Consider the following 25584-nt stretch of genomic DNA (forward strand, 5'->3'; position numbering starts at 1 on the left):
GCGTGTCTTTTACTCTGCGGCTGCGCGCTTGAGGCCGGAAATCTGGGTGATATAGGCGCGCAGCGCCGCCGGCCGCACCGGTTTGTGCTGAACGGCGATGCCGTATCGCTCGGCCTCGCTGCGCACCTCCGGCGTGCGGTCGGCCGTGATCAGCAAGGCGGGGATATCGGCGCCGAACCGCCGGCGCAGATGCAGGATTGCGGCAATGCCGGTGCCGTCGCCGAGATGATAATCGGCGATGACGATATCAGGCGGTCCTTCCTGGCCATTGAGGGCGGTGACGTCGGCGAGGCAATCCAGCGCCTCCACCTCGCAGCCCCAGCCGCTGATCAAGAGCCGCATGCCTTCGAGGATCTTCGGCTCGTTGTCGATGCAGAGGATCTTCAACCCGCTCAGCGGCTGCCCCGGACGGTCGGCAGGCGTAACCGTTGCTGCGGCCGCGGCTGGGCGCGAGACGTCGAGCGGCATGGCGATGCGGAATTCCGTGCCTTTGCCATGCGTCGACTGCAGCTCGACCGGATGATTGAGCACGCGGGCGATGCGGTCGACGATCGAAAGGCCGAGCCCGAGGCCGGAAGCGGTCTTCGCGCCTTCGTCCAGCCGCGCAAATTCCTTGAACACCGTGCGGAATTTCGACGGCGGAATGCCGATGCCTGAATCGATGACCTGGATGATCACCTGGTTGCCGCGCCGCCGCGCCCCGACCAGCACCTTGCCGTTGATCGTGTATTTGATGGCGTTGGAGACAAGGTTCTGCACCAGCCGGCGCAGAAGATTGGGGTCGGAGCGGACCCTGAGCGACGTCGGCATGACCACCAGCTTCAGCTGCTTTTCGCGGGCGATCGGCGCGAAATCGGTCTGGATACGCTCCAAGAGATCGGACAGCGCGACGGAGGCGAGCCGCGGCCGCATGGCACCGGTATCGAGCCGGGAGATATCGAGCACCGCCCCGAGAATGGTTTCGACCGATTCCAGCGCGGAATCGATGTTGCGCACGATCGGGCTGTTCTCGGATTGCGCCATGCGCTCGACCAATGCCGAGGAATAGAGCCTGGCGGCATTGAGCGGCTGCAGGATATCGTGGCCGGCGGCGGCGAAAAAGCGTGTCTTGCCGATGTTCGCCTCGTCGGCGGCGGCGCGCGCCTCGCCGAGTTCGCGGTTGACCCGGGTAAGCTCGGCGGTGCGTTCGGCGACGCGCTGCTCCAGCGTTTCATTCGCCTGTTTCAGCGCCTGGTCGGCGCTGACGCGCTGGGTGATGTCGGTGAAGGTGGCGACGATGCCCTTGTCGGGCATCGCATTGGAGCGCACCTCGATGATCCGCTCGCCGCCGCCGAGCACCAGCGAAAAGGGTTTGTCGAGCGTCAGGAAATGCCGCACCGTCTGGCTGAGATCGCCGGGCGCGATGTCGCCGCGCTGGCTGAGCGTGGTGACGATATCGGATAAGGGAAAACCGACCTGGCCCGCACTTTCCGGCAGATCCAGCAATTGCCGGAAACGCCGGTTCCAGATCGTCAGCCGGTTGGAACTGTCGAAGACGGCAATGCCCTGGTCCATCTGCGAAAGCGCCGTCTGCAGCATGTCCTGGTTATATTGCAGCGCCTCGCTCGCCTGATCGAGCAGCCAGGCGGTGTCGGAAGAGGCATCCTCGATCTTCTGCAGGATCAACGACAGCACCAGCCGGGCCGAAGATGAGCCGATGGCGCTGCCGAGCAGCTGCTCGCTGAAATGAATGAGCGCCATGTCGGCCGGCTGCTCGTCCTCCAGCTTGCGGCCGGAGCTTTGTTCGTAGGTCGTGAAAGAACGCTGCATGCGTTCTTCGCCGAGATAACGTGAGATCGCCGCTTTCAGATCGCCGACGCTGATGCGGGTCTTCCAGCCGCGTGTGGCAAATTGCGAGCGCGAATGCCGCTTGACGAAGATCCCGGCCTGAATGCGTTCCAGCGGCTTGGCGTTGCGGGTGAGCGAGCCGACGACGAAGAAGGCGGTGTTGACGAGCAGGCTCATTGCCGTCGCATTGACCAGCGGATCGGCGTCGGCTGCGGTGAATAGCGAGGTCCCGGGAAAGATGAAGCCGAGCACGGCGCTCGCCACATAGGAATAATCGGGGCCTCCGAGCGAGGGCAGGAACAGCAGGTAGACCCAGATGACGAAGCCGGAGGTCAGCCCGAGGATCGCGCCGCGCGCGTTCGCCCGTCGCCAGATCAGCCCGCCGAACAGCGCTGGGGCGATTTGCGCGATCGCGGCAAAGGAAAGAAGGCCGATCGAGGCAAGGCCGGCGGTGCTGTCCGTCGAACGGTAATAGGCGTAGCCGAACAGCAGCACGGCGAAAATGGCGCTGCGGCGGATGTTGAGCAGCGTCTTGGCAAAATCGTCGCGCTGGCTGGCGCGGCCGGCGAGTTTGCGCCTGAGGAAGATCGGCATGATGATGTCGTTCGACACCATGATCGACAATGCGACGGAATCGACGATGACCATCGCCGTTGCGGCGGAGAAACCGCCGATGAAGATGATCAGCGACACGACGGGCATCTGACCGGCAAGCGGCAGCGACAGCATGTAGAAATCGGCATTGCCGGTGCCGCCGAAGGTCAGCAGCCCGCCGATCGCCACCGGCAGCACGAAGAGATTGATGGCGATCAGATAGGTGGGAAACAGGAAGCCTGCGAGTTTCAGCTGTTTCGGTGTTCGGTTTTCGACAACCGTCACGTGGAATTGCCGCGGCAGCAGGATGATCGCGAAAGCCGACAAGATGATCAGGGTGATCCAGCGGCTGATCGGCGTATGGTAGCTGAGCGCCGACATGACCAGCTCATTGTCGACGGTCTTGCGCCAAAGATCGGTCGGGCCATCGAAGAGAAACCAGATGACGCAGACGCCGGCCGTCAGGAAGGCGACGAGCTTGACCACCGATTCCATCGAGACGGCGAGGATCAACCCATCCTGATGCTCCGTCGCATCCGTATGCCGCGTGCCGAACATGATGGCGAAGCAGGCAAGCACCAGCGTTGCGACGAGCGGCAGGTCGAGGAAATAGAGATTGCCGCTGCCGATGCCGTAATCGGACGGATTGACCATGGCGCTGACGGTGCTCGAGATCGCCTTGAGCTGCAACGCGATATAAGGAATGGCGCCGATCAGCGAGATCAGGGCGACGATCGTGGCGACCGTCGGGTTCTTGCCGTAGCGGGCGGCGACGAAATCGGCAACCGAGGTGAGCTTCTCCGCCTTGGCGAGCTCGATGATGCGGCGAAGCAGCGGCATGCCGAGCGTGAAGACGAGGATGGGGCCGATATAGATGCCGGCAAATTCCAGGCCGCGCTGCGCCGCAAGCCCGACGCTGCCGAAATAGGTCCAGGAGGTGCAATAGATCGCAAGGCTCAGTGCATAGACCACCGGCCATCCGCCTTCCAGCGTGCCCGAGCCGCGGTCGAGCGTGCCCCGGTCGCGGTCGAGCGTACCCGGGCTGCGGTTCTTGCGGTCGCCATAGCTCGCCACGGCGAAAAGCAGGAGCAGATAGCCGAAGGCAGACGCGAATATGACCCAGCCTGGAAGCATTGACCCTCCGCCGGCGGAAAACCCGCCGGGACCTCCCGCAACGTGGATCAGTTTAAGTTATTTCAGGCACTTTGAGAATTCCCGCCGGTCTAGGCCTTAAGTCAAAGACCGCATGGGGTATCCCCGGATAATTACGATTGCCGATTGATTAATTGCAATGAAGATGTAGCTAATAAAAACAATTGTATCGAAGGGAGACGGATCCGATGCTCAATGAGTTCAAGGCCTTTATCGCTCGCGGCAATGTCATGGATCTTGCGGTTGGCGTCATCATCGGCGGCGCCTTCGGCGGTATCGTCAAATCTTTGGTGGATGACCTTATCATGCCGATCGTCGGCGCCATTTTCGGCGGCTTCGATTTTTCGAATTACTTCTTCCCACTCTCTTCGGCCGTCAACGCGCAGTCGCTCGCCGCCGCCCGCGAGCAGGGAGCGGTGTTTGCCTATGGCAGTTTCCTCACCGTGCTCATCAACTTCCTCATTCTCGCCTGGATCATCTTCCTGATGGTCAAGGGCGTGAACACCCTGCGTGCCCAGGTCGAGCGCCAGGAAAAGGCCGCACCGGAAGAGCTGCCACCGCCGCCGGCAGACGTTCAGCTGCTGACGGAAATCCGCGATCTTCTCGCCAAGCGCCCGACGGCTTGATCCGGGCTGGAGCCCGTCCGTTCCGGCCGGGCTCAATCATCACGAAAATAGATATGCCATCACTGGATGTCATGGGATTTGCCGGTGCAAATCCGCTATGAAGGCGGAAACCGGAGATATGCATGTCGATCGTCAGCAGCCTTAGCCCGCGCGCCGTAGCGGCGCCCGAAAGCGGGATCGTCGAACTCGTCAATTATGCCCGTGGCCGCGAAGGTCTGCTGCCGCTCTGGGTGGGTGAAGGCGATCTGCCGACGCCCGATTTCATCAGCAGGGCGGCGATGGACGCGCTTGCCGCCGGCGAGACCTTCTACACCTGGCAGCGCGGCATTCCGGAGCTTCGCCAGGCGCTTTCGGATTATTACACCAGACATTTCGGAATCCGGCTTCCGGTCGAACATTTCTACGTCACCGGTTCCGGCATGCAGGCGATCCAGATCGCCGTGCAGGCGCTGACCTCGCCGGGCGACGAACTGGTTTACCTCTCGCCTTCCTGGCCGAATATCGCCGCCGCTCTCGAAATCTCAGGTGCGCGCTCCGTCGGTGTTGAGCTGCAGTTCGAAGGCGGTAAATGGGCGGTCGATCTCAACCGCATCGAAACCGCGATCACGCCGAAGACCAAGGGCATCTTCATCAACACACCGTCGAACCCGACGGGCTGGACGGCCACGAAACAGGACCTCGGCGATATCCTGGCGCTTGCCCGCAGGCACGACCTCTGGATCATGGCGGATGAAATCTACGCCCGCTACTATTTTGCCGGCGGCCGCGCGCCCTCTTTCCTCGATGTGATGGAACCGGACGACAAGATCATCTTCGTCAATTCATTCTCGAAGAACTGGTCGATGACCGGCTGGCGCGTCGGCTGGATCGTAGCACCCCCTGAGATGGGCCAGGTGCTCGAAAACCTCATCCAGTATTCGACATCGGGCGTGGCGCAATTCATGCAGAAAGGCGCCGTTGCAGCCCTTGATCAAGGCGACGATTTCGTCGCTGCCAATATCGCCAAGGCTGCCCGCTCCCGCGATATTCTCTGCGATGCGCTGATCGCCACCAACCGTGTCGAGACGCTGAAGCCGGACGGCGCGATCTACGCCTTCCTGAAGATCGACGGCGTCGCCGACAGCCGCAGGGCAGCGCTCGACATCGTCGACAAGACAGGCGTCGGCCTTGCCCCCGGAACGGCTTTCGGCCGAGGCGGCGAACTCTTCCTGCGCGCCTGCTTCCTGCGCGACCCCGCGCAGGTGGCGACCGCCGCCGAGCGTCTCTGCGACTATATCCTCAAGCTCTGAGAAACACTGGCCGCAAGAGGTATCGCGGCGGGTGGCCGGATCGATTTGTGCCGGAATCGCCGGATCGATAAAACTCTAGCAAAGCCCGAAATCGGCCTCTAACCACGACTCCAAACATACCCGTTCAAAGGTCCTTGAAAGGCCATTCGATAAGAAAATTGGAAAGAAAAACCGGCGCCTGATGCCCCTGCTTATAAAAACGAAAGCAGGGATGCGGGACATGGCGGTTTTGGTGACGGGCGGCGCCGGATATATCGGCAGTCACATGGTGTGGGCGCTGCTCGATGCAGGCGAGGATGTGGTCGTGCTCGATCGCCTCTCCACCGGCTTTCGCTGGGCCGTGGCGCCGGCGGCGCGTTTTTATCTCGGCGACATTGCCGACCCCGACATACTGAAAAAGGTCTTCATCGAAAACGACATCGAGGCGATCATCCATTTCGCCGGTTCCGCCGTCGTTCCCGTCTCGGTCGCCGATCCGCTCTCCTATTACGACAACAATTCCGGCAAGACCCGGGCGCTTCTGAGCGCTTCGGTCAAGGCCGGCATCCGCAACTTCGTCTTCTCCTCGACGGCGGCTGTCTACGGCCAGCAAAAGACCGACCTGCCGGTGAAGGAGACGGCCCCCCTCAATCCGGAAAATCCTTACGGCCAGTCGAAGCTGATGACCGAGTTCATGCTGCGCGATGCCGCCGCCGCCTATGATTTCAACTATGTCGCGCTTCGCTACTTCAACGTCGCCGGCGCCGACCCGCACCATCGTGCCGGCCAGTCGACCTCAGGCGCCACGCACCTCATCAAGGTCGCCTGCGAGGCAGCACTCGGCACGCGCGACAGCGTCAATGTCTACGGCATCGATTATCCCACCCATGACGGCACCGGCGTGCGCGACTACATCCATGTCAGCGATCTCACGGATGCACATCTGAAAGCGCTGCAGCACCTGCGCAGAGGCAAGGGCTCGCTCGTTGCCAATTGCGGTTACGGCAGCGGCTATTCCGTGCTCGACGTGTTGAACATGGTCACCCGCCTGCACGGGCATTCCTTCAAGATCCATATGGCGCCGCGGCGCGCCGGCGATTCGGCGAGCGTCGTCGCAGACGCTTCGCTCGCCCGGCAGGTGCTCGACTGGAAGCCCAGATACGATTCGCTGGAAACCATCGTCCAGAGCTCGCTCAATTGGGAACTGTTCCTGTCGAACAAGAGTGTCGACGACCTGCACAGCATCCACCGGGCACTCGCCGCCGCTTCGTTCTGATGCAGGAGCCTGTTTACCATCCCCGCGGCTGCGGGGGCCGCATGCCGTTACGTGAATAAGGAAAAATCAAGCTTTCTCTGGCTGGCTCTGGCCGACGGAAAGGAGAAGATGAAGAACTTTCTGGCCTCATTGCAGCTGCAAAAAGACAATCCGACGCTTCTGCTGGCGCAGTTCCGGGCCCTCTCGTCGCAGATACCCATTCTCTATGTCCTGCTGATTATCAACGCCCTTGCGGTGGCGATCACCCACCTCAAATCCGCCCCCCTTTGGCTCTCGCTCTACATTCCTGTGACCTTGAGCGTCGTCTGCGTCTTCCGTCTCTGCTGGTGGGAGATCAGGGGCAAGGAAGATGTGACCGCCGAGCGGGCCTACAGGCTGATGAAGCTCACGATGGCTGGGGCCGGTATCCTGACCGTCGCTTTCGGCGGCTGGGCGATTGCGCTTTACCAGTATGGCGATGCCTCCCAGCAGGGCCAGATCGCCTATTTCCTCGTTGTCACCGGCATTTCCTGCATCTTTTGCCTGATGCATCTGCCGATGGCGGCGGCGCTGACCACGGTCATCACTTTCTCGGCCATGGTCGCGACCTTCATGTTTTCGGGCAATCCCGTTTTCGTCGCGACGGCTGTCAGCGGCCTCTTCCTGATCCTGCCCTTCCTCCGGGTGATCAACAGCTATTTCCAGAATTTCGTCGGTCTGGTGCAATTGACCGAGGAACTGAAGCAGAAGCAGGCGGAAGCCGAGGAGCTGAACCTCGTCAACAGCCGCAATGCGCTGCATGACCAGCTGACCGGCCTTGCCAATCGCCGCAGCTTCTTTCTCTCGCTGGAAAAACGGCTGCAGAAAGATCCGTCCTCGCCGCCCGTCCTCGGCATTCTCGATCTCGATGGCTTCAAGCCGGTCAACGACGTCTTCGGCCATGCCGCCGGCGATCTCGTGCTCAAGGAGACGGCCCGCCGCTTCGTCGCGCTGGTCGGCGAAGAGGGCATCGTCTCCCGTCTCGGCGGTGATGAGTTCGGTATCATCTTTCCCTCCTTGATGACGCGCCAGGCGATCGCCGATCTCGGCCAGGCGCTCTGTGCTGCCGTCCGCGATCCCTACGAAATCCCCGACGGCTCGGTCCGCGTCTTCGGTTCCTGCGGTATCGTCTATCCCGATATCGGTGAGTACACCGCCGAGGATCTCTACGAGAAAGCGGACTTCGCCCTTTATCAGGTCAAGAGCAAGCGCAGCAGCGGCGTCGAATTCTTCTCAGCCGACCACGAGAAGATCCTGACCCAGCGCCACCTGATCGAACTCGAGCTGCAGGCGAACGACTTCGCCAAGGAATTGAAACTCGACTATCAGCCGATCGTCGAATTGAGGAGCGGCCGCGTCGTCGCTTACGAGGCGCTCGCCCGCTGGGACAGCGCCCGCTTCGGCCGTATCAGTCCTGACGCCTTCATTCCCGCTGCCGAGCGCACGGCGGTCATCGGCCGCATGACCCGCATCCTCTTCGCCAAGGCGCTCGAAGCGCTGGCGATCATTCCGCGGCATCTCAGGCTGTCTTTCAATCTCTCGGCGCGCGATATCTGCGACCACGAGACCTCGATGGCGCTGCTTGCCATGATCACCCGCTCCGGCATCGATCCCAGGCGCATCGAATTCGAGATCACCGAGACCGCGCTGCTCTCCGATTTCGACACTGCCGATCAGGTGATCACTATGCTGCGCGCTGCCGGCATCTCGATTGCGCTGGACGATTTCGGCACCGGCTATTCGAGCCTCAGCCATATTCATCGCCTCGGCTTCGACAAGTTGAAGATCGACAAGTCCTTCGTGATGAACTTCGATCGTGACGCCCGTTGCATGAACATCACCCGCTCGGTCGCCAATCTCTGCCAGAATCTCGGCATTGCCTCCGTCGCCGAAGGCGTCGAAAGCGAAGAGATCGCTGAGGGATTGAAAGCGATGGGCGTGCGTCTGGCGCAGGGCTATCATTTCTCGCGGCCGCTGCCACTGGAACTTGCCATCGATTACGCCGCCCGGTGCGAGGCCGAAGCCTCCGCCCGCAATTCGCTGTCTGCCTGAACCGACCTTAAATCGACTGGAGCGATGGCGCATCGTCGGCTATTCATGGTCAGGAGCAATTCCAGCAAAAGTGTGCAGCGGTTTTGCGTCCGGAATTGCGCAAAAACAAAAAGCTAGAGCATTCCGTGACTCGGAATGCTCTAGCAATTGAGGTGAACCATGCAGGACGGCGAAGTCATCATTGAACGGCGGGGCACCGCGGGCGTCATCAGGCTCAACCGGCCGCGGGCGCTGAACAGCCTGACGTTGCCGATGATCCGCACGATCACCGCGACCCTGCACGACTTTGCCCGAGATCCCGAGGTGGCGAGCGTCGTGATGATGGGGGAGGGCGAACGCGGCTTCTGCGCCGGCGGCGATATCCGCGTCCTGCATGAAAGCGCCCGCGCCGGCGACGGTCTCGCGGCAAGCTTCTGGCGCGAGGAATTCCGCCTCAACCACATGATTGCTTTCTATCCCAAACCCTATGTCGCGCTGATGGACGGCATCACCATGGGCGGCGGCGTCGGCCTGTCGTCGCACGGCCGCCACCGCATCGTCACCGAGCGCACGCGGCTGGCCATGCCCGAAACCGGCATCGGCTATGTCCCGGATGTCGGCGCCACCTGGCTGCTGCCGCGCGCGCCCGGCGAAGCGGGAACATGGCTCGGTTTGACAGGGCTCGATATCGGTGCCGCGGACGCGATCCACGCTGGGCTTGCCGACCTTCAGATCGCTTCGTCGCGGCTCGGCGAGGTGACCGATGCTCTCTCGAGCCTGCCGCGCGGCAGTTCATCCAGCGATGTCGATGCCGTCTTGCAGGCGCTTTCTGAGCCTCAGGGAGAAAGCCGGCTGCGACAGAACGCGGCGGTGATCGATCGCGCATTCCGTTTCGACAGCGTCGAGGAAATCCTGGCAGCACTCGCCGGGGAGGAAGGCGAATTCGCCGCCGAGACGCGCCGGGTGATGCTGACGCGTTCACCGACCAGTCTGAAGCTCGCTTTGCGGCTGCTCAGGGCCGGCCGCCGCAGCGCCTCGCTTGCCGAATGCCTCGGCCGCGAACTCGGCGCGTGTCTGCAGATGCTTGATAATCCCGATTTCTTCGAGGGTATCCGCGCCGCTGTCATCGACAAGGACCGCAATCCGCAATGGTCGCCGGCGCCAGTCGAGGCCGTGCAGGCATCAACGGTCGAGCACTTCCTGAAACCGGCCGAACCGCCGCTTTCACTCTGAACGCTATCCAGTTATCGCCACATGCCGCGCATGCGGGCGCCGACATCGATGCGCACCTGCCGCGCCTGCTGCTGGGCGACGCTGCCGGATTTCACCTGCGGCCAGCTGCAGGCCTCGAAGAACTGCAGTAGGGTTGCCGGAATGAAGCGGCTGCGTGAGGCATAGACATGCCGGTCGCCCTGCGAGTTCTGCCCATAGGTGAAGAAGCGTTGCGGCACGACAAGGTCGAGACCATCCCGTGCACGCGTCATGGCGACATAGAGCAGCCGGCGTTCCTCTTCGATTTCGGCGGTTGTGCCGACGGCGAGATCGCTCGGTATGCAGCCGTCGACGACGTTCAGCATGAAGACCTTCGTCCATTCCTGGCCCTTGGCGGAATGGATGGTCGACAGGATGAGATAGTCTTCGTCGAGAAGCGGCACGCCCGCCTGGTCGCTGGTCGCATCCGGCGGATCGAGCGTGAGCTCGGTCAGAAAGCGCTCGCGCGAGGCATAACCGCTGGCGATCTGCTCGAGCTGCAGCAGATCGGCCTGCCGCGTCGCTGCGTCCTCATGAAGCCGTTCCAGATGCGGCGCGTACCATTGCCGTGCCAGGCCGATTTCCGCCGGCCAGCCGGCCTTGCCGGTCTTCAGCTCCTGCAGCATCGAAACGAACATTGTCCAGTCCTCGCCGGAGCGCGGCGGCGCCGGCATGGCAGCGAGAGCAGAAATCGGGCTGGCATCCTCGGCCATCAGGTCGAGCGTTTTCTGCGCCGTCGACGGCCCAACGCCCGGCAGGATCTGCATCAGCCGGAAGCCCGCCACCCGGTCGCGCGGGTTCTGCGCGAAGCGAAGGGCGGCCAGCATGTCCTTCACATGTGCGCTGTCGAGAAACTTCAGCCCGCCGAATTTGACGAAGGGGATGTTGCGCCGGGTCAGCTCAACCTCCAGCGGCCCGCTGTGATGCGAGGCGCGGAAGAGCACGGCCTGCTGCTTGAGGGTGAGGCCTTCCTCGCGGTTGTCGAGCACCATGTCGGCGACGTAGCGCGCCTGCTCGGCCTCATCGCGCACCGTGACGAGGCGGGGCCGCTCGGACGATTGCCGCTCGGTCCAGAGGTTCTTGGTGAAGCGCTCCGAGGCGAGATCGATGACGGCGTTGGCGGCGGCGAGGATCGGCTGCGTCGAACGGTAGTTGCGGTCGAGCGTGACGATATTGGCGGCCGGGCTGAAGGCGGCGGGAAAATCGAGGATATTGCGCACCGTTGCGGCGCGGAAGGAATAGATCGACTGCGCATCGTCGCCGACGACGGTCAGCCCCTGGCCGCCGGGCTTCAGCGCCAGCAAGATCGAGGCCTGCAGCCGGTTGGTGTCCTGATATTCGTCGACGAGCACATGGTCGAAGCGGCTGCCGATATCCTCGGCAATCATCGCTTCGCCGACCATCTGGGCCCAGTAGAGCAGCAGATCGTCGTAATCGAGCACGTTCTGGCTCTGCTTGGCCTCGACATAGCTGGCGAATAGCTCGCGCAGCTGCTTCTCCCACGCCGCGCACCAGGGAAAGACGTCGCGCAGCACGAGGTCGAGCGCGGTTTGCGAATTCACCGCCCTTGAATAAATGGCAAGACAGGTGCCCTTTGTGGGGAAGCGGCTTTCCGTCTTCGAGAAACCAAGGTCGTGCCGGATCAGGTTCATCAGATCGGCGCTGTCTTCGCGGTCGTGGATGGTGAAATCGGGATCGAGGCCGATCTGTTGGGCATAATCGCGCAACAGCCGCGCGCCGATGCCGTGGAAGGTGCCGGACCAGGAAAGCGCATCCGCCATGACGCCGGCATTCGAGCCAAGCACATCGCGGCAGATGCGCTCGACGCGTCGCGCCATCTCGGCGGCTGCCCGGCGCGAGAAGGTCATCAGCAGGATGCGGCGGGGATCGGCGCCTTTGACGATGAGATGGGCGACCCGATGCGCCAAGGTATTCGTCTTGCCGGAGCCGGCACCGGCAATGACCAGCAGCGGCCCGGCAATATGGTTGCCGTCGATGAGCGTGCCGTGCTCGACGGCCATGCGCTGCTGCGGATTGAGCTTTTCGAGGTACATCCAGCCGTCCGGTTGGGCTCCCGCAGAATCACTGCGAAAAGATTAGATGTTCCTTGAATGTTCGCGATTGTCGCCTCTGTCAAGCGCCGCGGCGCGCGAGGGAAGCTTCAGTCGGGGAAATCCGGGCCGATCTCGCGCCGCACCAGCTTCAGGCTGCGGTCCGGCTGGAGAATATAGGTTTCCTCCACGCGCTGGCCGGTCCCGTTGTAGAACTGGTTGTAGACGGCGCTGCCGATCGGCGACTTGGTAAGCTTCGTTCGCGGCTGGCCGCCATAAGTAATGCTGCCAGGAATGGGTTCCAGCGCCGGCCTATCGGCCGAGGAGCAGCCGGCAAGCAATGCCCCGGCAAACAAGGCGGGCAGAAGCGCTTTCATCATCGTCATCCTTTTTCGACTGCAGCCAGATATGGAAGCCGCGGCGCCTTTCGCCAAGGGTAGCCCATGCCACGGCGCAGGCATCTCTGCCGAAGAGGCCCTTCATGTTTGGCGGGACGCAACGAAATGCCTCGCGGCGGCGTTAACTGACATCAACCAACATCAGGAAACGTTCACGGTGCTCGGCTTTCCAGCATTCACGGGGCATGAAGAGCCCGGCCGCCAGGGCCACAGCGATGCGGCGACGCGCGCCTCGGTGGAAAGCGCTCTTCATGCGGCCGGTGATATCGAAGCCGGCGAAATCACCGTCAGCATATCGGGTTCCTATCTCATCCTGGAAGGTGTCGTGCGCCGGCGGAGTGATGTCGAGCGGGCGGTCGAGATTGCCGAGAGCGTCGTCGGCCGAGGCTATGTGCGCAGCCGCCTGCTGCGACGCTAATGCATGTCGCCTAAAAGTGTGCAGCGGTTTTGGGACAACGACATGCATCAAATAAAAGGCCGGCGAAGGAAACGCTGCGCCGGCTCTCGCGCGCATGTCTTTGCGATGCATGAAGGGAACCAAAATGCTCTCTCGCGTGTTGAAAGGCCGGACCTAAACGCTGGAGACTCTCATGCAGTTGCTTCCTCGCCTCTGGGCAACGACCTTGATAGTGGGTTACGGTGTCTTTGCCGGCTCCGCCCATGCCTCGCTGGAAACCGGCACGAATTATTCCGCTTTGCCGAAGGACCAGATCGCCCTCAACGAATATACCGGGACCGTCGCCTGCACGCCGGCAGATCCTCAGTATTTGCCGTCCTTCATCCGCGCGGCGGATGGCACGATCATTGGTGTCGGTTATATCGAAGTGGAGAATGAGGGTGGCGCGGACTGCTGAAACATCCGCTTTGCTCGGACGAGGCTCGCCTGCGTTTCCGCAGAGGGTACGAGCCTCTAACCATCATCATGATGGCTGGGCATCTTCTATGAATACACCTGTACCAGACGCAACGCCTGTTGCCCCAAAACCCGGCGCGAGTTCGATGCAGGGTTAAGTAAAATTAAAGCATTGTCCCGTTCCGGCACGTTCCGTTTACGAACGAGCTGAAGCGGCCTGGAAATCCTGACCGAAGTGCAGCGCATAACCCCGAAAATCGGAATCGATTTTCGGAAAGGATTATGCGCCAGTTCAATGAAGCTTCAGCTTCGCCTCTTCGGCTGCCGCCAGAAACTCGGCTCTCGCCTCTTCCACGCTCTTGCGCCCATCGAGCGCTGCCCGGCAAGTGCTGCGGGCCTTGATATAACGAAGCCCGCGCACACTCGGCCAGAGATCCGCCAAGCACTTCAGCGCATCGAACGGACCATTGACCGTTCGCGCATCGGCATTTTCGAAACCAACCTTGACCGGGCTGTTCCATCTTTCAGTTGCCATCGACGCTCCTCCACGATTTTCGATAGAAACGAGCGCAGCATCTCCCAGTTCCTCCAGGGAGACTCTGCGATAGTTAATACTCTAGCGCGATTTTCACCAGCAGCAATGGGCGGATCGTCGCTGATGCCGCAACGAATGGTTTCGCCTCGACCCATGACAGGAAAGCCTATGGACGGCAGCCGATGAGAAACGCCAACTTATGAGGTGTTTTCGCCGAGAAGGGTGGGGAGTCGAGATTGACTGTCTTTTCAAGAAAACTGGTGCTGCCGAGTGGGATTGAACCACCGACCTCACCCTTACCAAGGGTGTGCTCTACCACTGAGCTACGGCAGCAGGACCAGTACCCGTGCGAGCCGGGTGGCTCAATCGCGAGAACGGGGGGCTATTGCCACAGCTTGGCGGCAAGCGCAAGCCGCAAATTCCAACTTCGCATCGATTGGGACGAAGGGACTTTTGGATTGGCGCGAATTCAGCTAATCCTGTTCCCATGAACGAAAAGACCGAAACCGGCCAGCAGAGCCGCAAAGAGGCGATCGAGGCACAGGCGAAACTGCGCCGTGAGCGCGCCGCCGAAAAGCTCAGGGAAAATCTGGGGCGACGCAAACAGCAGGTCCGCGCCCGCCGTTCGGGCCAGGCCGACGAAACAAATGGGCTGCCCGCCGCAAAAATGGACGAATCGTAATGTTCCGTCCGTCGCGAATTGAAGCGTGTCGAGAAATCCCCTAAACACCTCACTCCTTATTCCAAGGCAGAACTTTCAGGAAAGGCGGGCGCTGCCCGTAAGCGCACATGGATCGTATCAGAATCGTCGGCGGTAATGAGCTGAATGGCATCATTCCGATTTCCGGCGCCAAGAATGCCGCACTGCCGCTGATGATCGCGTCGCTTCTGACCAGCGACACGCTGACGCTCGAAAACGTGCCGCATCTGGCCGATGTCGAATTGCTGATGCGCATCCTCGGCAATCACGGCGTCGATGTCGCCGTCAACGGCCGCCGCGAGCGCCAGGAAGATTCCTATTCGCGCACGATCCATTTCACCTGCCGCACCATCGTCGATACGACAGCCTCTTATGAACTGGTCTCGAAGATGCGCGCCTCCTTCTGGGTCATCGGCCCGCTCTTGGCGCGCGAAGGCCATTGCCGCGTTTCGCTGCCGGGCGGCTGCGCCATCGGCACGCGCCCTGTCGATCTCTTCATCGAAGGCCTGACGGCGCTCGGCGCGACCATGGAAATCGATGCCGGTTATATCAACGCCAAGGCCCCGGCTGGCGGCCTGATCGGCGCGCGCTACACCTTCCCGAAGGTCTCCGTTGGCGCCACCCATGTGATGATGATGGCGGCAACACTTGCACGCGGCACGACGGTGATCGGCAATGCCGCCCGCGAGCCTGAGGTCGTCGATCTCGCCAACTGCCTGAACGCCATGGGCGCCAAGATCACAGGCGCCGGCACGGCGACGATCACCATCGAAGGCGTCACCTCGCTCTCCGGCGCCCGCCATCGCGTCCTGCCGGATCGCATCGAGACCGGCACCTACGCCATGGCCGTTGCCATGGCCGGCGGCGACGTCGTGCTCGAGAATACCGATGTGGCGCTGCTCGAGACCGCAGTGGAAACGCTGCGCCGCGCCGGTGCGGAAATCTCGTCGACCAACAATGGCATGCGCATCAAGCGCAATGGCGCCGGCATCAAGCCGGTCGATATCGTCACCGATCCTTTCCCGGGCTTCCCGACCGATCTGCAGGCGCAGTTCATGGCGCTGATGACCCGCTCTTCCGGCGTCTCGCATGTCACCGAGACCATCTTCGAAAATCGTTTCATGCATGTGCAGGAGCTTGCCCGCCTCGGCGCCAGGATCTCGCTGTCCGGCCAGACGGCGAAGATCGAGGGTGTCGAACGCCTGCGCGGCGCGCCTGTTATGGCGACCGATCTGCGCGCTTCCGTCTCGCTGGTCATCGCCGGCCTTGCCGCCGAGGGCGAAACCACGGTCTCCCGCGTCTATCACCTCGACCGCGGTTTCGAGCGGCTCGAGGAGAAGCTGACCCGCTGCGGCGCCATCGTCGAGCGCATCAGCGAGTGAGGAAAGGGCGCTGGAGCATAATTCCTTAAATCGGAATCCGGATCTAAGGTGGTTCTTATCCCGGTTGCGTAATTGGCCGCAGCGCCTTATTTCCCTTGTCTGACGCATCGCCATTCCGGCGGTGCCCGGCTTCGGCCGGCAATGGGATTGAGACTGAATGACCGACCTGAAACTTGTTGCGCTCGATGACGAGGATCTTGCGATCATTTCCGCACATATGCAGGACAGCGTCTTCAAGGTCGGTGACATCGACTGGTCGCCGCGCGACGCGCAGTTCGCGCTTGCCGTCAATCGTTTCGTCTGGGAAGGTGCCGAGCGCAAGCGCAGGGGGTTCGAGCGTCGTCGTGCTGCCCTGGTCTTCAAGCGCGCGCTTGCCGTCCGCTCGCTCGGCATCGACCGTCAGAAGCGGGACGAGGTGCTGTCGCTGCTGGCGCTGCGCTTCGAGAAGAAGGGCGAGGGGCCGGAGGGCACGATCGAGCTGTCGCTGTCCGGCACGGCCTCGATTGCGCTCGATGTCGAATGCATCGAGGTCCAGCTGGCCGATATCGGCGGCGCCTGGGAGGCTTCTTCCAAGCCTCGCCACCTCTAGTGCTTGCCGCCTTGAGTTTGAATATCGCAGTTTCGAGTTGAGAAGGAATATTGGCCTTGGCAATCTGGCTGGATCAGGCATCGGAAGGTTTCGAGCAGCATTTTGCCGCCTTTCTGACGACGAAGCGTGAAGTCTCCGAGGATGTGAACATCGTCGTTCGCGCCATCATTGATGACGTGCGCGCCCGCGGCGATGTCGCGCTTGCCGAATATTCGCTGAAATTCGACGGCATCGATTACGCCACCGTCCCGATGCGTGTCACGCCTGAAGAGATCGACGCCGCCGTTGAGGCGGTTCCTTCGGAAGTGCTGGGCGCGCTGAAGCTCGCGGCACTGCGCATCGAATCCCATCATCGCCGTCAGCTGCCGAAGGACGATATCTACGAGGACGACCTCGGTGTCGGCCTCGGCTCGCGCTGGACGGCGATCGAAGCGGTCGGGCTCTATGTTCCGGGCGGCACCGCGAGTTATCCGAGCTCGGTGCTGATGAACGCCGTGCCGGCCAAGGTCGCCGGCGTCGATCGCATCGTCATCGCCGTTCCTGCCACCGGCGGTGCCGTCAATCCGGCAGTGCTTGCCGCCGCCAAGCTTGTCGGCGTCACGGAGATTTATCGTGTCGGCGGCGCCCAGGCCATCGCGGCTCTTGCCTATGGCACCGAGACGATCGCCCCGGTCGTCAAGATCACCGGCCCCGGCAATGCCTATGTCGCCGCCGCCAAGCGCCATGTCTTCGGCACCGTCGGCATCGATATGATCGCCGGTCCCTCCGAAGTGCTTGTCATTGCAGACAAGGACAACAATCCGGATTGGATCGCCGCCGACCTCTTGGCGCAGGCCGAGCACGACGTCAGTTCCCAGGCGATCCTGATCACCGACGATGCCGCATTCGGCAAGGCGGTGGAGCAGGCGGTCGAACGCCAGCTGAAGACGCTGAACCGGGCCGAGACGGCGGCAGCAAGCTGGCGCGATTTCGGTGCTGTCATCCTCGTTTCCGATCTGAAACAGGCCATTCCGCTGGCAAACCGTATCGCTGCCGAGCATCTGGAGCTCGCCGTCGTCAATCCGGACCGGCTGCTCGACGGCATCCGCAATGCCGGCGCGATCTTCATCGGCGCCCATACGCCTGAGGTGATCGGCGATTATGTCGGCGGTTCGAACCATGTGCTGCCGACGGCGCGTTCGGCGCGTTTCTCATCCGGCCTTTCGGTGCTTGATTTCGTCAAGCGCACCTCGATCCTGCGCCTTGGGCCTCAGCAGCTCCGCACCCTCGGCCCGGCGGCGATCGCCCTTGCCGTTTCCGAAGGCCTCGATGCCCATGCGCGATCGGTCGCGATCCGCCTCAACCTCGAAAGGTGAGGGCATGGCGAAGGGCGAATTCCGGCTTTGCGACGTCGTCCTTGACGATTCGATCGGCCGTTCGACGCCCGATGTCGAGCATGAACGCGCCGTCGCTATCTTCGATCTGATCGAGGAGAACAAGTTCGAGCCGCTCGGCCATGTCGGCGGACCTTACCGGCTGAACATCTCGCTGGTCGATTCGAAACTGGTTTTCGGCATCACCACCGAAGAGGGCGGCGGCGTCGCCACCCATATCCTGTCGCTCACGCCCTTCCGGCGGATCGTCAAGGATTACTTCATGATCTGCGAGAGCTATTACGAAGCGATCCGTTCGTCGACGCCGAGCCGCATCGAGGCGATCGACATGGGCCGGCGCGGTATCCACAATGAAGGCTCGCAGACGCTGAAGGATAGGCTGGCCGGCAAGATAGAGGTCGATTTCGACACCGCCCGGCGCCTTTTCACGCTGGTCTGCGTGCTCTACTGGCGCGGATGACGGCAATGGAGCGCGCCGCCGATGTCGAGGAGGGAAAGCGGCCGGGCGCCATCCTCTTCATGTGCGGCATGAATGCCATCCGCTCGCCGATAGCCGAAGCGATCGCCCGTAGCATTCTGCCGGCCAATACCTATATCAGGTCTGCTGGCGTTCGCGCCGGCGAGCGCGATCCCTTCGTGGATGCCGTGCTCGATGAAATCGGGCTTTCCCTCGGGCGCCGCCAGCCGCAGACGCTGGAAGAGCTCGAGGATGATTATTTCGATCTGATCATCACGCTGTCACCGCAGGCCCATCATGCAGCACTTGAGCTGACCCGGTCGAACGCGGTCGATGTCGTCTACTGGCCAACCATGGATCCGACGGTTGCAATCGGAACGCGCGAGCAGATTCTGGAGAGCTACCGCGAGGTCCGCGATCATCTGGCCGGCCTCATCGAAAGCCGGCTACTCAAACGAAATGGCATTGCCGCGCAATCGGCATGAAAACAAATAAAGGAAAGGCCGTTCAACAAGGTTCACAAACCTGCGTTGATTGTGTAGTTTCCGCCCAAATTTTAAAGGCGCGCGCTGCGCTGCCTATTCAACCCACAGGAAGAAAACACTTATATGCCTAAAGAAGAAGTCCTCGAATTCCCGGGAATCGTCACCGAACTTCTGCCGAATGCGACGTTCCGTGTGAAGCTCGAAAACGAACACGAGATCATCGCCCACACCGCCGGCCGCATGCGCAAGAACCGCATCCGCGTTCTCGCTGGCGACAAGGTGCTTGTGGAAATGACGCCCTACGATTTGACCAAAGGCCGCATCACCTACCGTTTCAAGTAAGTTCGCCCGAAGGTCCCGCAAGGGTTTTTGCTCCCGTCTGCCGATGGTCGAGGTTCCATGGCGCTGAAATACAAGCTCATTCTGGCCTCGGGCTCGCCCCGTCGCGTTGACCTGCTCAACCAGGCCGGCATCGAGCCCTCGCGCCTGATGCCGATGGATATCGACGAGGCGCCGAAGAAGTCGGAGCATCCGCGTTCGCTTGCCCGCAGGCTTTCGGCTGAGAAGGCCGAAGCTGCCCTTGCCGCCATCAAGGGCGATATCACCTGGAAGGGCAGCTATATCCTGTCTGCCGATACGGTGGTCGCCGTTGGCCGGCGCATTCTCGGCAAGGCTGAGTTCGCCGACGAGGCGTTGAGTTCGCTGCATCTCCTCTCGGGACGCAACCATATGGTCTACACCGGCGTTTGCCTGGTGACGCCGGATCGCAAGATCCGTCAGAAGATCGTCGAGACCAAGGTACGCTTCAAGCGTCTCTCCGGTTTCGAGATCGAGAACTACCTGGCCTCCGGCCAGTGGCGCGGCAAGGCAGGCGCCTACGGCATCCAGGGCCTCGCCGGCACCTTCGTACAGAAGATGGTGGGCTCCTACACCAATGTCGTCGGCCTGCCGCTTTATGAAACCATTCTGCTTTTGACCGGAGAAGGCTTCGATGTGCATAGCCGGTGGCCCGAGGGCTGAGCCCGACGGCCGATGCTTAAAGCGCGTCACGATCTTTCAGATCCGCGCGGCGCGCTTTAAGGCTTTGTTTTTACGCATGTCGTTGTCGCAAAACCGCTGCACACTTTTACGCGACATGCTTTAGGACGGACCGATATGCCTGAAGAAAAGAAACCGGCCGCCAAGGTCGAACCGCTGCGCAAGACGCGCCCTTGCCCCGAATGCGGCAAACCTTCCCACCGTGAACATTACCCCTTCTGCTGCAACCGCTGCCGCGAGGCCGATCTCTCCCGCTGGCTGACCGGCGCCTATGCCATTCCGGTTGCTGACGATGAGACCAAGGCCGACTATCCGGATGAGGAAAACTAATGCATGTCGCCCAAAAGTACGCAGCGGTTTTGGGACAACGACATGCATCAGATTTAAGGCCATGTCGCCCAAAAGTGCGTAACGGTTTTGGGACAACGACATGCATAGAAATAAAGGCCTAAAGCGCGAGGAGCGAATCTGAAAGATTGCGACGCGCTTTAGAGAATTCCGCCGGCGAAGCTCTTATTTTTCCTCATGAATCCGCAAAGCCGGCAAGACCGTCAAAAAAGAGTCATTTGATGCTTGCCATGGCCGAACAAGATGCTATAACCCCGCTCGCTTCCGGGGTGAACCAAGGCCCCGCGGTTCTTTTCTTGAAAAGAACATTGGAAGCAGGTTAGCCCAGGTAGCTCAGTTGGTAGAGCAGCGGATTGAAAATCCGCGTGTCACTGGTTCGATTCCGGTCCTGGGCACCACTCATCCCCCTAAAACTAATTTCATATGCATAATATCATATTAGTGCCGAGATTTCAGTGGCTTAGCCTATGCGAGCGCCCGCGCTCCTGATATGCAGGGCCTGAAGGCGGCCAACAAACCCCTCTGTTAGAGCAATTCCAGGAAAAGTGCGAAGCGGTTTTCCCAGGCAAAGCGCGAAGCGGTTTTGCCGGGAATTGCGTAAAAACAAAAGGCTAGAGCGGTCCTGCGCTTCCGTTAAAAGCTGAACCCCTCTGTCAGAGGTTAGTGTCGCCCTTTCGATGTCTTCGCCAGCATCTCGCTCAGTGTTGCCGCCGAGAGCATGGATTCGGCCAAAAGCCTCTTGAGCTTCTGGTTCTCTTCCTCCAGTGCTCTCAATCTTTTGGCATGGAGACCGACATTCCCGGACTGCAAGGATTGCCACCGATAGAAGGTCGGCTCGCTGATGCCGTACCTGTGGCAAACATCTGCCACCGTCACCCCGGCTTGGTGCTCCTTCAGAATACCGGTAATCTGGTTGTCGTCGAATTTTCTCTTGCCCATCACCGCTTCAGTCCTCGCGAAATGCTCTGTTGAAACTGTCGAGGAGTGGTCTGATGGCATAGAGCGCCACGCTGCTTTCGCCCGTTTCGATCAGTGTCTGTGCGGGCATGCCCGCGACCATTTCCACATCTCTCATTTCCGCCAACCGCTCATCCGTTATACGGATCGTCGCGGCAAAGTAGGGCTGGCCGCTCTGCGCATCGATGAGACGGTCCGCCGAAACATACTCGACCCGGCCTTTCAGGAGTGGAACGCGCCGCTGATTGTATGGAAGGAGGTGAACCTGTGCTTCGAGCCCCGCACGGACGAGATTGATGTCTTCCGGCCTGACGTGGGCAGACACGACAAGGCGATCGGCGCCCGGCAGAAGATCGACCAGCGGTTCACCCGCGCCGATCACCCCACCTGATGTGTGGACGCGCAGGTTCATGATCGTTCCATCTTCGGGAGCGCGGATATAGGTCCTTGAGAGCTGGTCGCCGATCGCCCGCAAGCGCTCGCGCAGTTGCATGATCCGGCTTTCCGTCTCGCGCATGCCTTGGGCGACTTCGCTCAACCGGTCGCTCTCAAGCTTTGCGAGATCGGCCTGTGATCCGCTGATCACCTGGTAGGCGCGGGAGATCTGCGCCTCCACTTCACCCTGCTGCCCATCAAGGTCTGCCCTTTCCCGCTGGAGGTTGAGAAGCCTGCTTTTTGTTTCCAGTCCTTTGGCGTTAAGGACCGTAACCTGATCCAGTTCCTGCCGAGAGATCGAGGCTCTGTCGGCCAGCGCCGCCTTCTGCGCGCCAAGTCCGACAATTTCCTGCCGCACCTGCGCGATTTTTTCATTGGCGATCTGAATTTCCGCCTGCATGACCCGGCGACGGGCTTCGAAGATTTTCTGTTGCCCGATCAGAATCGCGCCGACCAAGGGATATTTGGCCATTGCTGCCCTCAGATTCCCAGGATAGGCGACATGGTCGCCGCCCGTCTGCTCCGCAAGCAGGCGAGCGCGGCTTCCTTCGGCATCCCAAAGTTGCCCTTGAATGCTGTCGCGCTCCGAGCGAGACTTCGTATCGTCGAGCTCGATTACGATTTGCCCGGCCATGACGGCATCGCCGTTTTTGACGAGGATCCGTCGCACGATCCCGCCTTCCAGATGCTGAATGGTCTTGCGGCTGGATTCCGGTTCGATGACGCCCGATGCGACCGCAGCGCTTTTCAGCGGCGCCAGAACCGACCAGATCCCCAATCCGACGATGAAGACCAGGATCAACAGGTTGCCCGTCCAGACAACGCCTCTGAGCCCCGGCATGGGCGAAGGGGGGGCGGGTCCGCGCTGTTTCGCCTCGATCACCGGCAAATAGGCCGTCTGTTGCCTGGCCAACCGCCGACCCGTCCTTGGCGAATCTGAAAATTTCGCCCGCGTTGCGTCCAGTTGAACAAGGGTCATGGCAGCGTCCTTCCCTACGTTCCTGTTCGAGACGGTGGTTGAAGATACGTTTCATAAATTCGCTCACTGTCGCCGACGGCAGCCACAGTCCCGTCACGCATGATGGCAATCTTGTTGGTGACTGGCAGGATCCCCATCCGGTGCGTTATGATCACGACGGTCATCCCCCTGGATTTCATGCGCTCGATTGCCGTGAACAGCATCCGTTCGCCGTCATAATCCAGGCTCGAATTCGGATCGTCGAGAACGATAAGAGACGGATTTCCATAGGCCGCCCGTGCCAGTCCCAGCTGTTGGCGCTGAGCTCGAAGGAGCAGGTTTCCACCTTCACCAATATCGGTCTCGTAGCCCTGGGGCAGCCGCATGATCGCTTCGTGCAACCCAACCAGCTTCGCGGCATCGATCGCTTTGCCGGGATCTCCTCCGTCCAGCCGGCCGATCACATCCTTGATCGCTCCTCCGAAAAGTTCGATGTCTTGCGGCAGGTATCCGACGTGGCGGGTCCCCCCACAAAGGCGCAGAGCCGAGATATCTACCCCGCCGAGAAGAGCATATCCGCTCGTTGCTGGCACAACGCCTGCTATGACGCGACCCAGTGTCGATTTCCCTGATCCCGACGGACCGATGAGCGCCATGCAATCGCCGGGCGCGAGGCGCAGTGTGATGCCAGTCAATATCGGCCGATCGGCGAATGGCTTGATATAGCTGACATTATCGAGAACGAGGCCATTGGGTTCCGGTATCGGCACCATTCGGGGATCGCAATCCGATGCAACTGCTATCAGCATTCTGTTCAAGCGACGGAAGGCATTGCGCGCAAACGTAAAGGAGCGCCATGCACCTATTGCGCCCTCGATTGGTGCAAGCCCGCGCCCGAGCAGCAGGCTCGCAACGAAGATGATCCCGGGACTGCCGCTGTTTATGAGCACCAACCATGTCGCCGATCCCATCATGAGAATCTGCGCGAGCGTGCGGATCGATTTGGAGAAACCAATAATGATCTCCGTGCGATGCATCGCGATGTCCTGCGCCCTTCTGGCCATTTCCGCATCGCGATAGACGATCATCGCTGCGCCATCCTGCATGCCCATTGCCCTGATTACCTCGATGTTTTTGAGGGCGGTCGCAAATCTGAGATAGCTTATCGAAAGGGCACGATTGGCGTGGGCAAGCGGCTCTCGCGTCGCCAGTTCCGTCAGGAACGCAAACAGCAGAAGTGCAACTGCGCACAGAAGACCGATGGTCCCAAGCAGCGGATGAACGAGAAAGAGCAGGAGCAGGAATACCGGTGCCCAGGGAACGTCAAAGAAAAGCGAGCTGGCCGGTGAATCGAGAAACTGGCGTAATGCGGCCAGGTCCCGGTAGCACTCCGTGGCGGCTCCCGTATCGGCGCGAGTGGCATATTCGAATGATGCGGTGAGCACCATGGGCCGCAGCCTGTGGTCCAGCCAGCTGCCGATGCGCGAAAGAGCTGCCCTGCGCACGATATCCAGCGTGGACCCGACCAACACGGCGATGGCGATGATCATCGTCAGCATCAGGAGCGTGTCGGCGCTTCTGCTCGACAGGACCCGGTCATAGATCTGCAGGAGATAGATGGACGGCGCCAGAAGAAAGAGATTGTAGCCGCAGCTATAGAGGAAGACCAACCCGAAGGCTCCGGCACAGGCTCGGAGCGCGACAACGAGCTGTGTCTGCGGGCGCAATGGCATTATGGAAATCGTTGTCATTATCAGCTCTCGCTGGATTTGATACTGACGAGAAAAGACTGCGTGCTGGTTCAGCAATTCAGGAGGGTCGCCAGCCGAAACCGGCGACCCTCGGAGTTTGAGTTCATGAGCCGAGATGGTCGACGTCGATATGGCCGAAGGCGTTTATGAAGTGATCGAGAGAATTGTTCACCGTCGTCGTTTCGGGATCCGAGTGAACCAATGCTGACGAGATGTCGCCGCCGAGAGCGTTGTTCCCATTACCGCCGTTGCCGCCGACGCCGGCGAGGACGGTGGCATGCTGATCGGCCACGAGCTGCGTATATTGTGTCGCGGTCGTAGCCGCATGCACGGAGGCCGTGTCGCCGCCGCTCGAGTTTCCTTGGCTGCCGTTGGAGTGGGAATCTCCCCCCGCGCCGCCGTCGCCGCTGTTCGTGACCTTCGCCAGGAAGCCGTTCTTGGCCTGAGCAAAGCCACCGTCTCCGCCACTGCCGGCGTCCCAACCTGCCTTCTGCCAAACGTGATCGCCATTGTGCAGATGGGTATCTGCCCCGTAGACCGTTTGCACGGGGTCTACATATGCAACCGGGTTGTAGTTGATGTTCCCATCGTTGTGGCCATCACCGCCGTTGCCGGCATTCGCGTCACCGGCATCCGGGTTATGGAGTTGAATCGTGTCAGATATCTGTGGAATAGGCATTGATGTCACTCCTTCTACTTCGTTTCGTCAGCGTTACTTTTACGGCGTGGGTATCCAGCATGTCACCGCCAGCCAATACAACCGCAATCGAATAATGCATGCGATTTAATCTGTGAACTATCTAGATATTCGGTGGTGTTCATTCGGATATATACTTGCAGGCGACGGAACGTTATTTAGGATTAGTACGAAGTGATTTGCGGCCGGATGGCATGGTCATGATCATGTCTGCGACATCGTCGAAGCGACGCCGTTTTTCGGAGCAACGGCCACCCAAGCGAACCGGCTGCATTCCGGGGTTCTGATCAGGCTGCGCTTGGCGCAGGAGACCCCGCTTGGAGGTGAAACGCTTTCATGATCCGCCGCGAGAACGAGTGTGCAAGATGTAGGGCCTCTAACCCAAACGGGGATTGAGTGCTTGCAAACTCGCGCAACGGGCGCCGCGGCCATGACAGCCAAATGGCTACAGTACTAGCCGATGAGATGTAGACGAATTGCAGGCTCTGCTTTTCCGGCGTTCAGATGCACAATGCCTGAACAATTCAGGCTGCA

Annotated in this window: 24 protein-coding genes and 2 tRNA genes; 17 read left to right on the forward strand and 9 right to left on the reverse strand. The window is 60.9% G+C overall.

What is annotated here, in order from left to right; genetic code table 11:
• Positions 1–9: 9 nt before the first annotated feature.
• On the reverse strand, positions 10–3555 hold the full coding sequence (locus tag ELH03_RS01275; RefSeq protein WP_128412200.1) for a hybrid sensor histidine kinase/response regulator: 3546 nt from the start codon (positions 3553–3555) through the stop codon (positions 10–12).
• A 206-nt stretch (positions 3556–3761) separates the two neighbouring features.
• Between ELH03_RS01275 and mscL the strand changes: the two genes are divergently transcribed.
• From mscL to ELH03_RS01300, 5 genes are all read left to right on the forward strand, one after another.
• The gene (mscL, locus tag ELH03_RS01280; protein ID WP_128412201.1) at positions 3762–4199 is read left to right on the forward strand and encodes a large conductance mechanosensitive channel protein MscL; all 438 of its coding nucleotides are present in this window, start codon (positions 3762–3764) and stop codon (positions 4197–4199) included.
• Positions 4200–4321: 122 nt separating this feature from the next.
• Positions 4322–5488 (forward strand): pyridoxal phosphate-dependent aminotransferase, encoded by a 1167-nt coding sequence (locus ELH03_RS01285; RefSeq protein WP_128412202.1) that lies wholly within the window; start codon positions 4322–4324, stop codon positions 5486–5488.
• A 220-nt stretch (positions 5489–5708) separates the two neighbouring features.
• A complete protein-coding gene (gene galE / locus ELH03_RS01290) occupies positions 5709–6743 on the forward strand; it encodes a UDP-glucose 4-epimerase GalE (protein ID WP_128401929.1) in 1035 nt (344 codons plus the stop codon).
• Between the two features lie 108 nt (positions 6744–6851).
• Positions 6852–8813, forward strand: a complete 1962-nt coding sequence (locus ELH03_RS01295) for a putative bifunctional diguanylate cyclase/phosphodiesterase (RefSeq protein WP_105004896.1) — start codon at positions 6852–6854, stop codon at positions 8811–8813.
• A 159-nt stretch (positions 8814–8972) separates the two neighbouring features.
• Positions 8973–10025, forward strand: a complete 1053-nt coding sequence (locus ELH03_RS01300) for an enoyl-CoA hydratase/isomerase family protein (RefSeq protein WP_128412203.1) — start codon at positions 8973–8975, stop codon at positions 10023–10025.
• An 11-nt stretch (positions 10026–10036) separates the two neighbouring features.
• Here the strand turns inward: ELH03_RS01300 and ELH03_RS01305 are convergent, their stop codons facing one another.
• Positions 10037–12097, reverse strand: coding sequence for an ATP-dependent helicase (locus ELH03_RS01305; RefSeq protein ID WP_130765916.1), 2061 nt, complete (start codon positions 12095–12097; stop codon positions 10037–10039).
• Between the two features lie 107 nt (positions 12098–12204).
• Positions 12205–12471, reverse strand: coding sequence for a hypothetical protein (locus ELH03_RS01310; RefSeq protein ID WP_164902066.1), 267 nt, complete (start codon positions 12469–12471; stop codon positions 12205–12207).
• Between the two features lie 178 nt (positions 12472–12649).
• Here ELH03_RS01310 and ELH03_RS01315 point away from each other — a divergent pair, with 178 nt between their 5' ends.
• Both ELH03_RS01315 and ELH03_RS01325 read left to right on the forward strand, forming a co-directional pair.
• Complete coding sequence (locus ELH03_RS01315; protein ID WP_128412205.1) at positions 12650–12910, forward strand: BON domain-containing protein; 261 nt, start codon at positions 12650–12652, stop codon at positions 12908–12910.
• A 172-nt stretch (positions 12911–13082) separates the two neighbouring features.
• A complete protein-coding gene (locus ELH03_RS01325) occupies positions 13083–13346 on the forward strand; it encodes a hypothetical protein (protein WP_128401924.1) in 264 nt (87 codons plus the stop codon).
• A 291-nt stretch (positions 13347–13637) separates the two neighbouring features.
• Here the strand turns inward: ELH03_RS01325 and ELH03_RS01330 are convergent, their stop codons facing one another.
• Together ELH03_RS01330 and ELH03_RS01335 are read right to left on the reverse strand one after the other, a co-directional pair.
• A complete protein-coding gene (locus ELH03_RS01330) occupies positions 13638–13880 on the reverse strand; it encodes a DUF982 domain-containing protein (protein ID WP_018244702.1) in 243 nt (80 codons plus the stop codon).
• A gap of 258 nt (positions 13881–14138) precedes the next feature.
• A tRNA-Thr gene (locus tag ELH03_RS01335) sits at positions 14139–14213 on the reverse strand.
• 154 nt (positions 14214–14367) lie between these two features.
• Here ELH03_RS01335 and ELH03_RS01340 point away from each other — a divergent pair.
• The 10 genes from ELH03_RS01340 (at position 14368) to ELH03_RS01385 (ending at position 20650) form a co-directional block, all read left to right on the forward strand.
• The gene (locus tag ELH03_RS01340) at positions 14368–14562 is read left to right on the forward strand and encodes a hypothetical protein (protein ID WP_017966943.1); all 195 of its coding nucleotides are present in this window, start codon (positions 14368–14370) and stop codon (positions 14560–14562) included.
• 107 nt (positions 14563–14669) lie between these two features.
• On the forward strand, positions 14670–15962 hold the full coding sequence (murA, locus tag ELH03_RS01345; protein WP_105004903.1) for a UDP-N-acetylglucosamine 1-carboxyvinyltransferase: 1293 nt from the start codon (positions 14670–14672) through the stop codon (positions 15960–15962).
• A gap of 157 nt (positions 15963–16119) precedes the next feature.
• A complete protein-coding gene (locus ELH03_RS01350; protein WP_018244705.1) occupies positions 16120–16551 on the forward strand; it encodes a DUF2948 family protein in 432 nt (143 codons plus the stop codon).
• A gap of 56 nt (positions 16552–16607) precedes the next feature.
• Positions 16608–17906: a histidinol dehydrogenase gene (gene hisD, locus ELH03_RS01355; protein WP_128401922.1), complete on the forward strand. Its 1299-nt coding sequence runs from the start codon at positions 16608–16610 to the stop codon at positions 17904–17906.
• Positions 17907–17910: 4 nt separating this feature from the next.
• On the forward strand, positions 17911–18384 hold the full coding sequence (locus tag ELH03_RS01360) for a UPF0262 family protein (protein ID WP_128412206.1): 474 nt from the start codon (positions 17911–17913) through the stop codon (positions 18382–18384).
• Positions 18381–18866 (forward strand): arsenate-mycothiol transferase ArsC, encoded by a 486-nt coding sequence (locus ELH03_RS01365; protein WP_018072487.1) that lies wholly within the window; start codon positions 18381–18383, stop codon positions 18864–18866. The genes ELH03_RS01360 and ELH03_RS01365 overlap by 4 nt, the downstream gene beginning before the upstream one ends.
• A gap of 123 nt (positions 18867–18989) precedes the next feature.
• Positions 18990–19208, forward strand: a complete 219-nt coding sequence (gene infA / locus ELH03_RS01370; RefSeq protein WP_003545338.1) for a translation initiation factor IF-1 — start codon at positions 18990–18992, stop codon at positions 19206–19208.
• Between the two features lie 57 nt (positions 19209–19265).
• Positions 19266–19886: a Maf-like protein gene (locus tag ELH03_RS01375; RefSeq protein ID WP_012755992.1), complete on the forward strand. Its 621-nt coding sequence runs from the start codon at positions 19266–19268 to the stop codon at positions 19884–19886.
• Positions 19887–20021: 135 nt separating this feature from the next.
• Complete coding sequence (yacG, locus tag ELH03_RS01380) at positions 20022–20234, forward strand: DNA gyrase inhibitor YacG (protein ID WP_128401921.1); 213 nt, start codon at positions 20022–20024, stop codon at positions 20232–20234.
• A 340-nt stretch (positions 20235–20574) separates the two neighbouring features.
• Positions 20575–20650: transfer RNA gene (locus ELH03_RS01385), tRNA-Phe, on the forward strand.
• 262 nt (positions 20651–20912) lie between these two features.
• Here ELH03_RS01385 and ELH03_RS01390 read toward each other — a convergent pair.
• The 4 genes from ELH03_RS01390 to ELH03_RS01405 form a co-directional block, all read right to left on the reverse strand.
• The gene (locus tag ELH03_RS01390) at positions 20913–21191 is read right to left on the reverse strand and encodes a transposase (protein WP_164069853.1); all 279 of its coding nucleotides are present in this window, start codon (positions 21189–21191) and stop codon (positions 20913–20915) included.
• A gap of 7 nt (positions 21192–21198) precedes the next feature.
• Positions 21199–22623 carry an HlyD family type I secretion periplasmic adaptor subunit gene (locus ELH03_RS01395; RefSeq protein ID WP_128401919.1) on the reverse strand — a complete coding sequence of 475 codons (1425 nt, stop codon included), beginning with the start codon at positions 22621–22623 and terminating at the stop codon, positions 21199–21201.
• Between the two features lie 14 nt (positions 22624–22637).
• Positions 22638–24353: a type I secretion system permease/ATPase gene (locus tag ELH03_RS01400; RefSeq protein WP_130766698.1), complete on the reverse strand. Its 1716-nt coding sequence runs from the start codon at positions 24351–24353 to the stop codon at positions 22638–22640.
• A 103-nt stretch (positions 24354–24456) separates the two neighbouring features.
• A complete protein-coding gene (locus ELH03_RS01405; RefSeq protein ID WP_130765917.1) occupies positions 24457–25032 on the reverse strand; it encodes a PE-PGRS family protein in 576 nt (191 codons plus the stop codon).
• Between the last annotated feature and the right edge of the window lie 552 nt (positions 25033–25584).

It is taken from the genome of Rhizobium beringeri (assembly GCF_004306515.1).
GTDB classification, from domain to species: Bacteria; Pseudomonadota; Alphaproteobacteria; order Rhizobiales; family Rhizobiaceae; genus Rhizobium; species Rhizobium beringeri.

What these genes read in the sequence shown, in the direction of transcription:
- ELH03_RS01300 (WP_128412203.1), top strand. Translation starts at nt 8,973, where the DNA reads ATGCAGGACGGCGAAGTCATCATTGAACGGCGGGGCACCGCGGGCGTC.
- ELH03_RS01305 (WP_130765916.1), bottom strand. Translation starts at nt 12,097, where the DNA reads ATGTACCTCGAAAAGCTCAATCCGCAGCAGCGCATGGCCGTCGAGCAC.
- yacG (WP_128401921.1), top strand. Translation starts at nt 20,022, where the DNA reads ATGCCTGAAGAAAAGAAACCGGCCGCCAAGGTCGAACCGCTGCGCAAG.
- ELH03_RS01285 (WP_128412202.1), top strand. Translation starts at nt 4,322, where the DNA reads ATGTCGATCGTCAGCAGCCTTAGCCCGCGCGCCGTAGCGGCGCCCGAA.
- ELH03_RS01295 (WP_105004896.1), top strand. Translation starts at nt 6,852, where the DNA reads ATGAAGAACTTTCTGGCCTCATTGCAGCTGCAAAAAGACAATCCGACG.
- ELH03_RS01330 (WP_018244702.1), bottom strand. Translation starts at nt 13,880, where the DNA reads ATGGCAACTGAAAGATGGAACAGCCCGGTCAAGGTTGGTTTCGAAAAT.
- ELH03_RS01350 (WP_018244705.1), top strand. Translation starts at nt 16,120, where the DNA reads ATGACCGACCTGAAACTTGTTGCGCTCGATGACGAGGATCTTGCGATC.
- ELH03_RS01395 (WP_128401919.1), bottom strand. Translation starts at nt 22,623, where the DNA reads ATGACCCTTGTTCAACTGGACGCAACGCGGGCGAAATTTTCAGATTCG.
- ELH03_RS01275 (WP_128412200.1), bottom strand. Translation starts at nt 3,555, where the DNA reads ATGCTTCCAGGCTGGGTCATATTCGCGTCTGCCTTCGGCTATCTGCTC.
- ELH03_RS01325 (WP_128401924.1), top strand. Translation starts at nt 13,083, where the DNA reads ATGCAGTTGCTTCCTCGCCTCTGGGCAACGACCTTGATAGTGGGTTAC.
- ELH03_RS01365 (WP_018072487.1), top strand. Translation starts at nt 18,381, where the DNA reads ATGACGGCAATGGAGCGCGCCGCCGATGTCGAGGAGGGAAAGCGGCCG.
- ELH03_RS01375 (WP_012755992.1), top strand. Translation starts at nt 19,266, where the DNA reads ATGGCGCTGAAATACAAGCTCATTCTGGCCTCGGGCTCGCCCCGTCGC.
- ELH03_RS01405 (WP_130765917.1), bottom strand. Translation starts at nt 25,032, where the DNA reads ATGCCTATTCCACAGATATCTGACACGATTCAACTCCATAACCCGGAT.
- galE (WP_128401929.1), top strand. Translation starts at nt 5,709, where the DNA reads ATGGCGGTTTTGGTGACGGGCGGCGCCGGATATATCGGCAGTCACATG.
- ELH03_RS01400 (WP_130766698.1), bottom strand. Translation starts at nt 24,353, where the DNA reads ATGACAACGATTTCCATAATGCCATTGCGCCCGCAGACACAGCTCGTT.
- infA (WP_003545338.1), top strand. Translation starts at nt 18,990, where the DNA reads ATGCCTAAAGAAGAAGTCCTCGAATTCCCGGGAATCGTCACCGAACTT.
- ELH03_RS01310 (WP_164902066.1), bottom strand. Translation starts at nt 12,471, where the DNA reads ATGAAAGCGCTTCTGCCCGCCTTGTTTGCCGGGGCATTGCTTGCCGGC.
- mscL (WP_128412201.1), top strand. Translation starts at nt 3,762, where the DNA reads ATGCTCAATGAGTTCAAGGCCTTTATCGCTCGCGGCAATGTCATGGAT.
- ELH03_RS01340 (WP_017966943.1), top strand. Translation starts at nt 14,368, where the DNA reads ATGAACGAAAAGACCGAAACCGGCCAGCAGAGCCGCAAAGAGGCGATC.
- ELH03_RS01390 (WP_164069853.1), bottom strand. Translation starts at nt 21,191, where the DNA reads ATGGGCAAGAGAAAATTCGACGACAACCAGATTACCGGTATTCTGAAG.
- murA (WP_105004903.1), top strand. Translation starts at nt 14,670, where the DNA reads ATGGATCGTATCAGAATCGTCGGCGGTAATGAGCTGAATGGCATCATT.
- ELH03_RS01360 (WP_128412206.1), top strand. Translation starts at nt 17,911, where the DNA reads ATGGCGAAGGGCGAATTCCGGCTTTGCGACGTCGTCCTTGACGATTCG.